General features: G+C 33.8%; 9 protein-coding genes. 3 read left to right on the top strand and 6 right to left on the bottom strand.

Going from position 1 to position 14,229, the window contains the following annotated elements; translation table 11 throughout:
- Positions 1-51: 51 nt before the first annotated feature.
- Positions 52-3,420: a CHAT domain-containing protein gene (locus NNL09_RS06305; protein ID WP_196909464.1), complete on the bottom strand. Its 3,369-nt coding sequence runs from the start codon at positions 3,418-3,420 to the stop codon at positions 52-54.
- Positions 3,421-3,970: 550 nt separating this feature from the next.
- Here NNL09_RS06305 and NNL09_RS06310 point away from each other — a divergent pair.
- The gene (locus tag NNL09_RS06310) at positions 3,971-4,957 is read left to right on the top strand and encodes an IS110 family transposase (protein WP_196912087.1); all 987 of its coding nucleotides are present in this window, start codon (positions 3,971-3,973) and stop codon (positions 4,955-4,957) included.
- Positions 4,958-5,845: 888 nt separating this feature from the next.
- Here the strand turns inward: NNL09_RS06310 and NNL09_RS06315 are convergent.
- Together NNL09_RS06315 and NNL09_RS06320 are read right to left on the bottom strand one after the other, a co-directional pair.
- Positions 5,846-6,526, bottom strand: a complete 681-nt coding sequence (locus NNL09_RS06315; protein ID WP_196911822.1) for a TerB family tellurite resistance protein — start codon at positions 6,524-6,526, stop codon at positions 5,846-5,848.
- Between the two features lie 217 nt (positions 6,527-6,743).
- The gene (locus NNL09_RS06320) at positions 6,744-7,250 is read right to left on the bottom strand and encodes a hypothetical protein (RefSeq protein ID WP_196911823.1); all 507 of its coding nucleotides are present in this window, start codon (positions 7,248-7,250) and stop codon (positions 6,744-6,746) included.
- Between the two features lie 494 nt (positions 7,251-7,744).
- Between NNL09_RS06320 and NNL09_RS06325 the strand changes: the two genes are divergently transcribed.
- Positions 7,745-8,140, top strand: a complete 396-nt coding sequence (locus tag NNL09_RS06325) for a hypothetical protein (RefSeq protein WP_196911824.1) — start codon at positions 7,745-7,747, stop codon at positions 8,138-8,140.
- Between the two features lie 78 nt (positions 8,141-8,218).
- Here NNL09_RS06325 and NNL09_RS06330 read toward each other — a convergent pair whose 3' ends face one another.
- Entirely contained in the window at positions 8,219-9,178 is a 960-nt protein-coding gene (locus NNL09_RS06330) for an OmpA family protein (protein ID WP_196911825.1), read from the bottom strand.
- A 546-nt stretch (positions 9,179-9,724) separates the two neighbouring features.
- On the bottom strand, positions 9,725-10,489 hold the full coding sequence (locus NNL09_RS06335) for an exodeoxyribonuclease III (protein WP_025664541.1): 765 nt from the start codon (positions 10,487-10,489) through the stop codon (positions 9,725-9,727).
- Positions 10,490-10,800: 311 nt separating this feature from the next.
- Between NNL09_RS06335 and NNL09_RS06340 the strand changes: the two genes are divergently transcribed.
- Complete coding sequence (locus NNL09_RS06340; protein ID WP_025664542.1) at positions 10,801-11,169, top strand: hypothetical protein; 369 nt, start codon at positions 10,801-10,803, stop codon at positions 11,167-11,169.
- 9 nt (positions 11,170-11,178) lie between these two features.
- On the opposite strand, the gene NNL09_RS06345 is transcribed toward NNL09_RS06340, so the two are convergent.
- On the bottom strand, positions 11,179-14,166 hold the full coding sequence (locus tag NNL09_RS06345; RefSeq protein ID WP_196911826.1) for a GEVED domain-containing protein: 2,988 nt from the start codon (positions 14,164-14,166) through the stop codon (positions 11,179-11,181).
- Between the last annotated feature and the right edge of the window lie 63 nt (positions 14,167-14,229).

Here is a 14,229-nt window from a genome sequence, read left to right on the forward strand (position 1 = left end):
ATACCAATTGAATTCCAAAGAACTTGTACAAAAGTAGGCATTTAACTTGAATTATCCATTCTTAATTCTCCTCCTATACAAAAACACAACCAAAAACATAACTGCGACTATACTCAATCCTAAAATCCAATATAGTTGAGTGTGGTCATTAAACTGCATTGCAGTAGTATCTCCTACCAGGTAAAATCCTCCCCAATAGAAAGGATCGGTACGATTGATATTAGCGGTGTTTAGGTATTGTAGTTTTGCCTGTTGTAAGGCTTTACCTTTATGCATCCCTGCCTTAAGATTGGTGTAGAAATATTTCATTAACTCTGGAGTCGTTTGATCCGATACCTCCCAGCTGGTGAGCAACAAACTTTTGGTTCCTGCATACTGAAAAGCAGTCCCTAAACTCATAATTCCTTCTCCTTTGGCAATCTTACCACTACCGGTATTACAGGCACTAAGTACAGTGAGTTCTGCAGGGATATCCAGAGCAAACAGCTCATGACTATAGAGTAGGTTATCTTCTATAGTGTCTTTACTCTTGGTAAAATAGAGTTTAGAGTTCTCTGGGCGTTCGTTATCTACCTCTCCATGTAATGCCAGATGTAGGATGTTGTATTGACTTGCATTACTCTTAAAATTAGCTTCTATAGCTTGTGATCCAAAATAGTATTGCCCATCGATGATATCAGAAATAGCTTTGATTTCTTTACGGGTTCCTGGTAGATCACCACCAGCATCTCTTAGAGTGGCCATACTTATTGTACGTGTCTCTGCAGTCTGAGTACTATCTGAAAAAGAAAACGCCAGACATTCTTGTAATGGTTTGGTATCCAGATCACTTTTAAAAGTAGTAAACAACAGGTTTGCAGAATTGGCATAAGTAACCGCATACTTTTTAAGCAAATACGATAAGAGGGCTGGATTATTAGAATCGTCATTCTGAGTTAACAGTAGATCAAAATTAAGATGCCATAGTGGTCCATCGGGGATTATGATCAATTGATTCCCAACTAATTTATCTTTAACCGGTGCTATAAGTGTATTATACAAAGCATATGCTTGTTGTTTATATGCTCCTGTGTTTTTGGCAATAATACTTTTACGAAATGCCTCGATTTGCTCGGTAAGTTTTGGAGTCGATAGTTCTTGTACACTAATATCATGTTTAGAAATCGTAAAAGCATAGGTGATACTATCTGCAGTAAAGTATTCTAATAAAGTAGTTTCTTGATCTATCTTTTTTTGAATATCGACAATTGAAATTACTTTGTCATTATACTTTAAATGGTAATATTTTGGGTAGTTCTTTTCTAATACCTCATTTAATGAATCTTGCTTCCTGTTTATACTAAATAATTTATTTTTGAATTCTATTAATTTACTTGATTCAGATTTTTCTTTTTGGATTTTTGATTGATAATAGGATCTGTCAATTTTTAATTTTTTTTCGAATTTTATTATCTTTTCAGGTAATCCTGAAAACCTTTTAGAATCATTATTAATCAATTCTATTAAAGTGTTTGCTTTACTTTTTTCAGAAAAATAAAGAACATCTTGTAAATCTAAAATATCATTATTGTACAGCAACATTGATCCTTCTATTGCAATCTTATTAATATCTTTAGCCTTTTTAGAAAAAAATACTTTATCCTTGTAATTCGTATTATGAAACCTTGCAAAACGTATCAAAGAATCCGAAATTTTACATTGTTTCTGGCTTTTCAAAAGGTTATTCGTATTCAAACTTTTTCTGTATGCCAATAAATATGCTTTAGCTTGCCCTTCATAAGAACTCAATAAAACATTATGATTCAAAAAATTAGAAAACTTTACTTCTGTTGAAGAATTAGATCTTTGGTTTGATTCAACTGCTTTTTTGAAGTTAGAAATAGCCAAAACATAGTTATCATTAGCCAAATTAGCATTTCCTATTAGGTTGTAAATATGAGATACTCTAGGGTTATTTTCTCCATATTCACTAATTCTTATTTCTAAAGCATCTTGAAGGTATTTTAAGGCAAGATCTATATTCTTACCTCTAGTATATAATTGACCTATTTCTTTATAACTATTGGCAAGAGATACATGACTTCCTTTATATCTTTTGTTTTTAATCTTTAGGGATTTCATGAAAAATTGAAGCGCTTTATCCTTTTCATCTTTAAGCATATATACTGTTCCTAAGTTATTATAACCATCTGCAATAGCGATATGACTTTCCCCATAAACTTTTTCTTTTAAATCAATTGACTTTTTTAAACACTCTATTGCTTTTATATAGTTGTCCATTTCTATATAAATAAGCCCCATTTTGTTATAAATAAAAGCAAACTCTCTATCGTCTTGATTGTTTTTTTCTAATAGACGAATGATTCTCTGATTGAAGTCAAGAGCCATATTCAAACGCCCTGTAAAATAATATATACTGGCAAGATTATAATAAACAAGATAAAGGTCTAAGTGATCCTCTCCTAACTCCTTTCGGATCATTTTCGAAGTCTTCACTAATATTTCTGACGCCAGGTCATAAAACCCTTGTTCTTTGTATGAATTGGCCAGATTAACATTAATTTTTCTTAGTTTTAAATGGCCTTCACCAAAAAAAGATTTTTCAATAGCTAATACTTTATTTTGATACTTGATTGCAGTATCGATTTCTCCCTTAATATAATGATATATTCCCAATTTACTAATAGAAGAACTTGTTTGCAAATTGTTTTCGCCAAAATATTCTTTCCTGATGTTAAGACTTTTTTCAAAATTATCACGTGCTTGTTCGAAATTCCATTTTCGGAGATGATAATGCCCCTTTATATCATAGATATCTGCTATTTTATAATGACTAGATCCATGATGTTTAGTAATTAAAGCAAGTGCCTTTTCAACATTTTTTCTTACATCTTCATACTTACCTTTATAAATATTTATCCTGGCCAAATTAATATAGAAATTGTATAAATCTGAAGGGTATTGAAAAGCTAGTTTTTCTCGAATGTTTAATGCTTTTTTATAATATTCTTCGGCTTTTTTATTATTGGATTTTATGTAATAATAATAATCTCCTAAATTATCCAGAACTTTTGATTTTTGCTGATCTAATTTATGGGTATTACATAAAGACAATGCCTGTCGCATAGAAGACATTGCCTTTTCATCTTCAATTAAAAAGATGTAGTTTGATGACAATCCGTTATAACAAGCTACAACACGTTCCTGGGCTTTGGCTTTTTCATAAATAGACAAAGCTTTTTTAAAATAAACGATAGAACTATCTGAATACCTATGTACCAATAAAGAATCTGCTTTTTTATAATATTGAAAAGCTAGCAAAGTATCATTTGTTGCTTGTGCATGAGTAGCCTGTAACGATAAAACACACAAAATAATAGAGAAAAAGGAGGTTAGAAAAACCGATGCTAATTTTTTCATAAGAGAGCTTTGATCAATAAACGAAATTATAGTTTTATATTTTATCACATACATAGTTCTATCTCTCTAAAGAGAAATGTACTGTGCTAAAAAATAGATCATCCAATAAAGTATGTTCCTTTTTAGATGATCTTTGGGTAGGATTGATAACAAAGATATAAGTTTATATCGTCTTATTACTTATTTTTTTATTCTTTGCTTGTCAACAGATTCGATGTAGTGTCTCCTTTATAATATGTGATTTTCGATCGAAAATTGTACTTCGACCAAGCTTAGCAGAGCTATCGAAGACAAATGAATTTTTCATCAAAAGCCTAATTTCGATACAATTTTTCTCCATTTCATTCTGAAAAACCACTCCTTTAGATTAGCATTGAGATATTTTATAATTTAAAGAACGGAAAAGGTACACTATCTATTCACTCTAAGTTTTAAAGCTTATAATTTGATTCAGACCTTTTCCGTTCAGTTATAAACTCAAATAGAAATTAGGGATTAGAGCCCATTATTAAGGAGTTGAGTTATAACATAATTCATTAAAATCAAAGTTATGAAAACCAATTTAAAATTTATTGGAATTGATGTGAGTAAATCTACTTTAGACATCTGTGTTTTATCAGAGCATCAAGAGTCTTTTAAAATAGATAATACGCCAAAATCCATTCGTTGCTTTTTCAGTAAACATTTATCTAGCAAATCTGTAAATTATGTTTGTATGGAAAATACAGGAAAGTATGGTTGGAGCTTAATGGAATTATTATCAGAATTAGAGTGTTTGTTTTATGTTATTAATCCACTGCATTTAAAGAAAAGTATGGGATTAGTTAGAGGTAAAAATGATAAGATAGATGCTTTGAGAATTGCTAAATTCATTAAAAGCAATTATGCAGAAGTAGCCCCCTTTACTGCGCAAAGGTTAAAAATAAAAGACCTTCAAGTGCTTCTAACAGAGAGAAAGCACAGAATTAAACAAAGAAAAGCATTAGTTATAAAGAACAAGGAATATCTGTGCTTAACTAATAAAAAAATGAGTAAGCAATTAACAACAAAGAATAATAGGTTAATCAAAGAATTGGATAAACAGATTAAAGATTTTGAGCTATCAATACAAGAAATTGTAAAGCAAGATCAAAAACTATTAACTTTACATAAACAGCTTGTATCTACTCCAGGTGTTGGAAAAATTTTAGCTTGGAACTTGTTAGTAAAAACCAATGAGTTTAAAACCATAACCAAGCCTAGAAAACTTGCTTGTTATGCCGGAGTAGCTCCTTTTGAAAATACGTCAGGAACATCTATCTTTAGAAAACCGAAAGTATCTAATTTTGCAGATAAAGAACTAAAAAGATTACTACATCTAGGAGCTATGAGTGCAATTAGATTAGAGAATGATCTAAGCATATATTACCATAGAAAAGTAGATGAAGGAAAAAACAAAATGAGTGTATTAAATGCTGTAAGAAACAAAATAATACACATCATTTTTGCATTAATCAAAAATCAAACTTTTTATCAAAATCGTTTGGTTACGTCATAGAAATCAATTTGACGGCTTCTGATTAGCTTAAAAGTTATATCGGACTCACATTGCTAGGATTAACAAAAATATATAAACTTAGGACGATACCCCCTTTACAACACCTTTCAAAGCGTTACTGAGGTCCTTCGAAGCGTTACTGAAGTCCTTCGAAGGCTCCCTTTATGGCCTCGAACCCCAAAAACCATCACTTTTATCCCTCCTCTCAAGCCCTTTATGCCATATAACATCAACTCGAAGCTTGAATGTATCACTTCGAAGGGTTATTATCATCCCTCGAAACATTAAAATATCAGCTCGAACCACCTTTTGATAGGGCACCCCCCATGTCGACAAGGGGGTACTCTCTTCTCTGGTAGAGATAATTAAAAGTTCGATGTCTTTGTAACTTTTTATCAAAATCGTTTGGTTTTGTCATAGAAATCGAAGCATTATCGAGGCCCTTGTAAGGATCGCTTAGATACATCAACGTATTAAAATCATAGCTCGAAGAGGTATCGAGGTACTTCGAAGGATTAAAAAGGTAGTTCAAGCTACCTTTTTTTGGATCACCACCCATCAATGTATCGAAAAAAACCTTTATGTTATCGCTTTTAGTCTGTAATCTATCGCTTCGAAGGATCAATGTACGGCTTCGAAGCGTTATTGTATCGGCTCGAAGCATTAAAATATCAGCTCGAACTACCTTTTGATACATTCGACCCAATGTCGATAAGGGGTACTCCCTTGTCGTGAAGGGTTGTATTGTTCAAAAAAACACTTGAATCTACATTGGTTCTCGATACATTTTGCTTCATTTTCATTTCGAAAAAACACTCGATCAGACAATATTCTATTGATTAAGCTTACGCCAAATACCAACCCTAGGTAAAAAAATTATCACAAGCCTTAATTCAATTGTTCTTTTTTAATCTTGGTCATATCTTTTTGCATCAGTTTATCGATTAATGTTTGGTACATCTCTTTTGGTAATCCGCAAGCGATAAGATATTCTTTCATAAGGTTCTCTTCTTCTTTTTCGATAGCTCCGTCGGCCAATAGTACTACAGCTGCTTGTGCTAATATATTAATTAGCGCTTCTGATGATAACTCATTTCGTGCTTCATTAAGAAAATTAAAGACCTGGTTATCCTGGTTACCAGTTGCTTTTATATTTTGATGTATCGCCATTAATTCTTCCTTCATTTCTAGGAACCCTTCTATAGCATCCATAATTTCGCGCTCTTCTTCTGCAGCAAAATCTCCATCGATAATCGACATATGTGTCATCGAGGCTATAAGTGCTTTGGCAAATACTAATTTTGCTCGTTTTTGATTCTCGTTAATCTCATCCTGCGAGCGTTGTAAGATCGTTTTTATATTTTCGTTATAGGCACTTTTACAGCTATCGCATTGATAAAATCGATCTACTACATCCAGTGGAATCATGGGGATAAAAAATAAGGTAAACCATCTGCGATAGAGCTTATTTACGAGATTTCCATTATTGCAATTTGGACATGAATTTGATAAAACAGGACTTTCACTCACGGTGTGTTTTAGTCCTCTTGTTCCGAAGATAATAAACATAACTATGTAGGTATTTAATGATTTAAGGTATTTTAAAGATACTATAATATTCTAAACCTCCTAATAATCAAATTACTATCCCTGTATTGCCGAACTGCTTATGGTAAAAAATTAAACCTGGAGTAGCAGAACGAGGTTATGCTTTTCGTCAATATATTGAGATAATACCACCTGTGACTCGAATTTACTGGAATATAGAAACAGTTCGTGCTATACCTTATTCACTTTTTTTAGCGATACCGCATTTTCTCCGAACAGTTCTTTCGGCGAGGGCTGCGACATTTCTGGCACGATCCTCAGAGCCTCCGCCTTTAATAACCTCATTATATACTGTTTTGTTTTCTATAAGACCACGTAGGATACAGGTAAATCCTGGGCTGTCTTTACCTTTGAAAGGATTCTTTTTTTTGGGTCTTGCGATCAACTCCCCGAACAAGCGATCTTTTAATACTATATCTTTTTGCACTTCTACTACCAACGTATATAGGACATTTTGATCTTCTGGATCCATATCATTTACCTTATCCAAGGCATTGGAATATTCATCATTGGTGAAATTAAAATATGCATAGATATCAAAGTAGTTGTTTTCTCCTTTTTCATCCTCCTGCACCTCTTCTTCACTTTGTATTTCTTCTTCATTTTGGTACTCTTCTTCGCTTTCCTGGCTTACTCCTTTGAACACGGATACTAGTAATATTACAAAAATGGATAGCCTCTTCATTTGTTCTATAGTTTTAAATTAATTTGGGTATAATAAACGTTTGGCAACGCCCTTTTGTTATCTGTTTTTCTTATTTTTATACTTTTTATAACTCATTGTGCATTTTGATAAAATTCTGTCAATTCGAGTGAATTTTACGATTAAAATGAGTAAAATATGTATCGAGAATAAGAATTTTAACCTTTAAATGGGTTCTTGATACAACTTTTTTATCAAAAATTCACTCGAACTGACATTTTGAAAAATGTTTTAGCTCAAAATGCACAACGGGTTTTTATATAAAAAACAGTGTGCTTTTTCATTATATGCATAATTAAGGATTTTATTTTTTGTTTACTAAAATCTGTGGCACGCTTTTTGGTTTTTATCAAATAAATTACCTATTTTGAGGCAATTTTTAAGGTTATTTTAACAATAAAATAAATTTTATCACGTTCTGATAACCGGTGTAATTAACCTATAAACTATAATACATTATTTTAACACCCAAAACTATGAAAAAATTATTTTTACTTCTATTTGTACTAGGCGCAGGATTATCAGTTCAAGCTCAAAAAGATTGGAGCGAGTTAAATCAAATTTTTAGTGATGAATTATATCCTCTTGCAAAAGACGTTGCTGAAATTACTAATAATGTAACAGCACAAAGTAATGTTATCTCTATTATAAAAGAAAATGGAACTACTTCTTTAGTGAAAGAGCAAGATAAATCTGTTCCTATTGATTATTTTAATTATAAATTACTTACTTCTACTGGAAGACAGATTACCTTAGATAAAATGCAAGCCCATAAAGTTGTAGATAAATTTTTAGACGTTCTTAAACGAGTTAAAGAAACTGCTAAAGAAAATAACGATGCTGAAGTTCGTAAAATACTTGAGAGTTTATAAATACTTTCAATTCTATCAATATATAAAAAAAAGCGGCCATTTTGGTCGCTTTTTTTATGTTTTATAATTTCTGTAAACTTAAATATCGTTCAACAGTTTAGTGATTTCATCCAATTTTGGAGTTAGGATCACTTCGATTCTTCTGTTTTTACTTTTTCCTGTACTGGTATCATTAGATGCTACAGGAGCAAACTCTCCTCTACCAGCCGCAGTGATGTTTTGTGGGTCAATTTTCTGGTTTTGTAACAAAATATTGACAATTGCAGTAGCTCTCTTGGTAGACAAATCCCAGTTGCCCGATAGCTGTCCGTTACCTGTATAAGGTACGTTATCGGTATGCCCTTCGATCAAAACAGCAATATCGGTATTATCGCCCAATACTTTACCGAGTTGTCTTACTGCTTTTTGTCCTTGTGCTCCTACTGCCCAACTACCAGATTCAAACAGTAGTTTGTTTTCCATAGAGATATAGACTTTGCCATTGCGCTCTTCTACAGTAAGGCCTTTTCCTTCAAAATTTCGAAGTGCTTTGGATATTGCACTTTTAAGTGCCTGCATTTTGGCGTCTTTGGCTGCAATTAACCCTTCTAATTCATCTACTCTCTTAGAACGAGAAGCGAGGTCTCGTTGTAATGCATCCAAACGATTACGTTCTTCGGCCAGCGCTCTTTCTTTTTCCTCCAGTTGTTTTAGCAGTTCTCTGTTTTTCTTACTATTGGCCGCAATCGCTGCCGAACTGTTTTTCTCTAATGCATCATACGAATCTTTTAAGTTTTCATAATTAGCCTGTGCTGCATTATATTTTCCTTGCAAATCATCTCTCTCGGCTTTAACCTTTTGATATTCGGCATCTAATTGTTCTAATGCCTTTCTATTGGCATCGCTTGTTTTTTCTAAAGCTGCTAATTCGTCTTTGGTTTTACGATTTTCTCGCTTCAAACGAGCATACTTGCTTTCTAATTCTTTGTGTACTTTAGAAGAAACACAAGAAGTCATAAGAGTACCAACAAGTATAACAGATACTATTCTTTTTATCATTTTATGTTGTTTATGGGGTTGTTTAATTATAAAAAATTAAGAAGCTTGAAACCTATTTGGTTTAAATTTGGTCCCATAAGCTATCTATTAATATGTTTTTAATTCACTAATTACTATTAAAATAACTTTATTTTATGTTTAAGCTAAATAACTTCAATTTAAACTTCTTTTCATTTTCTTTGCTCGCCCAAAAGAAAACGAAACAAAAGAAAAGGCTCTTTTTCAAGGTATTTTTCAGTTGTACTGAAAACCAGATTAGTGTTGCTAAAATCTTTCCAAGGTTTCAAGATTTTCTAACGCAAAACAAATCTTATACTGGTGAAAAAGATTTTCAAAAGCTCCGCTTTGGAACGTCAGTATTACGAATGGATAAAAATTCATCAGACCTTCAACATGAGCGCAAAATACGATATATTCACATTCAAAAACTTATTCTCGATACACTGCACCTGAAAGCGCAGCACTTGAATTGACAGTCTTTATTCTATAGACTACTTAGATGTAACAGTATTACATTGAGGTAAAATATCACGATCCTATACGCATCTATACATCTAATTCGACTACAATAGGGCAGTGGTCACTATGTTTGGCTTCTGATAGAATAACGGCTCTTTTTAAATTATCTTGTAAAGGCTGAGATACCATACCATAATCCAAACGCCATCCTTTATTATTCGCTCTGGCATTAGCTCTATAACTCCACCATGAATATTGATGTGGTTCTGTATTAAAATGTCTGAAAGAATCTATAAAACCGCTATCGATAAAATTACCGATCCACTCACGCTCTACTGGTAAAAATCCTGATACATTTTTATTACGCACCGGATCATGAATATCGATTGCTTTATGACATATATTATAATCTCCTAATATCACCAAATTGGGGTGTTCTTTTTTGAGTTCATTAATATAGGTCTGAAAATCTGCCATATATTTTAGCTTATGCTCCAAACGATCTATATTGGTACCACTAGGGAGGTATAAACTCATTACCGATACTCCATTAAAATCAGCTCTTAGATTACGGCCTTCAAAATCCATATAATCAATCCCAGTACCATACTCTACATGATCAGGTTTTGTTTTAGAAAGAATAGCAACACCACTATATCCCTTTTTCTGAGCACTATACCAGTAATTATGTGGATATCCGGCTTCTGAAAACAGATCGAGATCCAACTGTTCTTTATTTGCTTTTATTTCCTGAAGACAAATCACATCTGGGTCGGTTTGTTTCAACCATTCTAAAAACCCCTTGTTTATTGCTGCTCTAATTCCGTTTACGTTATAGGAGACGATTTTCATACTCAAAATACTATTTGGTTTACATAATTCAAACAATGTCGTTTAGTTAAGGGATAAGATTTAAAATTTCTTGTCACACAGAGCCTGTCGAAGTGCTTTCAAATCTGCATTTTCAAATGTCTTCGACAGGCTCAGACTGACAACTAAAAGCTTAACTAAACGACATTGATAATTCAAATCTACCAATTATTAAAGAAAATGAAGCGTCATATCGATACATTTTAATCATCAATTATGAATTTAAATTGACGTATAAATCCCATCATATTCTAATAAATTTTTATGATCTTTATAGTAAACAACCACAAATCATGAAAAACATGCTTAAAACCGCCTGCTTACTTCTACTATTTAGTGCATATAATTGTGTTCCCGCCAAAGGGGTAAATTCTGAAAGCGCTGCAACTTCAAAAAATGATATTCAAATCTCGACATCAAAAGAAATGATAGAAAAAGGATTTAGTAAAGGTACTATAGTAAGTAGTAAATCTGAAGGCTGTCCTTATATTCTAAATGTTGAAGAATATAAAGATAACCTGGATCCTATTAATCTTGAAGAATTCTTCAAAACCAAAGTTCCTCAATACGTTTGGGTAAAATTTGGAAGCCTTAGAATGGCCAGTAGATGTACTGATGCCCGCCCTGTTTCTATTACAGAAATCAAGATGCGTAAAGAATAAGTGTATTATTTATTGCACTATAAACTTTGTAGCATCTGCTTTTCTTTTGTTACCAAATCGTGCAAAATAGACTCCTGATCTCGCATAGGACATATCCAGATCGTATACAAATCTACCATTGGCATCTTTTCTCACTATATTAGAAACAATGACTTGCCCCAGAATGTTAAAAATATAAAGTCTCGTTTCGGTTTCTGGGCCAGAGTCTGATTTGGTAATCAAAAATTGGTTATCTGGTTCTGTGATTACAATCAATCCTGTATTTAACTCTTCATTTTCTCCTATCTCTACGGTATAGTCATGAGTTGTTCCAAAATCCATTGAACCACAAGGATTATTAAGGGGAGCTCCACTATTGGTATTAACATCTCCTGCACGAATCCTAAGCAAATGACTTCCTAACACAGCATCAGTAGCAATTGAAACTGTAAAGTCCTGATCGGTATTAGCAGCTTCAATAATCTGATTATCAACCAACAATTCTGATTCTTCAAAAACGATATTGTCATTAAAATCAATCCACATAGATACCCGCTCGGATCCATTATTATCTGCAAATCCAGTTTGCACAGTTAGTGTATAGGTGCCTATAGACCGATTTAAATTGATGGTAAAGTCATTCGTAAAATCCTCATATCCCGTATCACAGGTAATTTGAGCATTAGTAACATTTGCCAATTCGAAAGACTTAATTCCATCTCCAAATCGCGTACAATTTGCTGTTGGTTTACAAAACGCTCTTTCTATTGTTCTGGTAATTGTGTCGTTAGCTGTATTTTCATCTGTAGCCAAAGCCGTTCCTAATTGAAACTCGAAAGTCCCTGTTCCTGTAATATCTACCAGAGTGGTAAATGTATAACTTGCTTCTGTTTGCGGTTCCAGGGTACCCGTAAAAACTTCTTCTACTCTGGCTCCATTATTTAAAGTATAAAAAACCGGAATATTGGTTTGCGCAGCAGAACCAAAATTATATAGCGTAACAACAACGGCCTCTGAAGCAGCTGTAATACCACTATCGAGGGCAGGAGATGTTAATTCTGCCACTCCCACATCAACAGAAAATAAATTATTGAGTGTTACCTCGCTACAATCATTTTCGGGATTGGTATCTCCCGCTGCATTAGTTTCTGCTGTTATAGTATATACTCTTTCTGTACTAAGATCTGCATTGGTAGCAAATGAAAAAGAAGCCGTTCCTAACGGCGCTATAGGACCTGCTAATAACTCATTTACTACGGGTCCTCCATTAATAGAATACGTAACCTGGATATTACTTTGAGCTGTAGATCCAAAATTCTTAACGGTTACGGTAATGTTTTCAGAATTGGTAAAAGTGGCATCACCTCCTGGCGTGTCTATACTTACTACTCCTACATCCGTTGTAACTGCGCCAGCCACTTTAAAAACTCCTACAACATTTCTTGAGTTGTCTCCTGTGTTTTCAAAATATTCTGCAATATGCCAAAATGTTTGATCATCTACAGGATCTACGGTAAGTTGCGCATAATCTCCGTATCGTTGTGGATCTCCTTCGCGTTGTATATCGGTTCCTATTTTGATATCTTGTTCTGCTACGGTCATTGTTCCTAATGGGTCACCTGCAAGTCTACCGGTATATCGAATTGAAGCAAAACTATCTGCACTTGCCCCGGTACTTGTTGTACCCATTGTAGTATAGCCCATACCAATATTACCATAAATATCCATAGCCATACTTCCGCACCAGGCACTTTTACCATCGGGAGAAGTATAGGTTCCTTCCTGAAATACAGTCCAGGGTTGACCATCTCCACTTTGTCGTAATTCGTACCAGCGTATACCTGCTACATCATCTGCATCTGCATCTATATCTACTACATGATTAAGTACTACAGAATTATAATTACAAAACCTCCTATAATTACTGGCAAACATAACTGCACCTTGCAATGCATCGATATTTCGATCGCTACCCGGTTGTGGTAAGTTACCAAAAGATCCCCCATCAAAAGTAGAGTCAAATGCTGTTACCGTAAGTTCTTCTGCTTCTGTAATTGTAGATTGACTGGGAGAAACCCAGTCTACATCAATTTTCCATAGTTTTAATATATCCTGATCAACACCTTCCCACTCATCATCCTGAAAATAAATAATTCTGGCATCACCGTCGGGAGGTAATGTTTTTCCTAAAGCATTAAATGATGCCGGACTATAAAACCCACCTATTCTAGCTCCAGGAAGTGGAAATCCTACCATTTTTACATTTTCTTGTGCTGCTCCCTGTAGCATTTTTTCTCTTTCGATTACAAATACGATTTCGCTGGTTTGTACCGAGTTTTGATCTTTATTAGCCGTTACATAATATCCATCAGACCAAATTGAAAATTTTGTGTAATCAGGGAATCCTTCTGTGTTAAATCGATAGGTATACCATCCGTCATTTACAGGATCTGGCCCTTGTCCTACAGCTACCAGGAATCCGTTCGGAGTATTAGAGAATTGAGTGATTACAAATCGATCTGCAAAACTATCATAAAATACAATTGGATCTCCAAGGGTTTCTCCCGGAAATATATTGGCTAATGACGAGGAAGCTACTAACTCATTACCACTTCTATCGTGTATTGCAAAAGCAAAGTTTTTGGCACTTACATAATGATTAGGGCCAACGGCCCCTGTAGGATCCGAAGGAGCTCTATTGCTAGAATTTGCCTCGAATGTAAGAGAAGGAGCTTTACCAGCTCTCTTCACCTGATTGCTCTTTTGTTTGGCAAGTAAAGGATCCATTCCTTTGGGAAGACCTTTTCCCGGAACAATTTTGTTGGCATCTGTTCTTCTAGGATTAATCTTACCTTCTCTTGGTTTACCAGGTAATAATTTTTTTCCTGCCAATGGTTCTATTGCCCTCATATAAGCAGCAGTAGTTACCATACTGGCATTCATGGTTTCTTTCTTTTGTGAAAATCCAATGGTAACAAAAAACAAAAAGGAAACTACTACAATTCTCTTTAATAGCATAAGCAACAATTTATATTAAGACCTGGCTCTTTACTTAGAGACTAAAATACAACTAAACTTCAA

Origin of the sequence: Aquimarina sp. EL_43, from assembly GCF_943422735.1 — a bacterium.
In the GTDB taxonomy this organism is placed as follows: domain Bacteria; phylum Bacteroidota; class Bacteroidia; order Flavobacteriales; family Flavobacteriaceae; genus Aquimarina; species Aquimarina megaterium.

Bases quoted from the DNA above. Each gene is read 5' to 3' on its own strand.
- NNL09_RS06305 (WP_196909464.1), bottom strand. From the start codon at position 3,420: ATGAAAAAATTAGCATCGGTTTTTCTAACCTCCTTTTTCTCTATTATT.
- NNL09_RS06310 (WP_196912087.1), top strand. From the start codon at position 3,971: ATGAAAACCAATTTAAAATTTATTGGAATTGATGTGAGTAAATCTACT.
- NNL09_RS06315 (WP_196911822.1), bottom strand. From the start codon at position 6,526: ATGTTTATTATCTTCGGAACAAGAGGACTAAAACACACCGTGAGTGAA.
- NNL09_RS06320 (WP_196911823.1), bottom strand. From the start codon at position 7,250: ATGAAGAGGCTATCCATTTTTGTAATATTACTAGTATCCGTGTTCAAA.
- NNL09_RS06325 (WP_196911824.1), top strand. From the start codon at position 7,745: ATGAAAAAATTATTTTTACTTCTATTTGTACTAGGCGCAGGATTATCA.
- NNL09_RS06330 (WP_196911825.1), bottom strand. From the start codon at position 9,178: ATGATAAAAAGAATAGTATCTGTTATACTTGTTGGTACTCTTATGACT.
- NNL09_RS06335 (WP_025664541.1), bottom strand. From the start codon at position 10,489: ATGAAAATCGTCTCCTATAACGTAAACGGAATTAGAGCAGCAATAAAC.
- NNL09_RS06340 (WP_025664542.1), top strand. From the start codon at position 10,801: ATGAAAAACATGCTTAAAACCGCCTGCTTACTTCTACTATTTAGTGCA.
- NNL09_RS06345 (WP_196911826.1), bottom strand. From the start codon at position 14,166: ATGCTATTAAAGAGAATTGTAGTAGTTTCCTTTTTGTTTTTTGTTACC.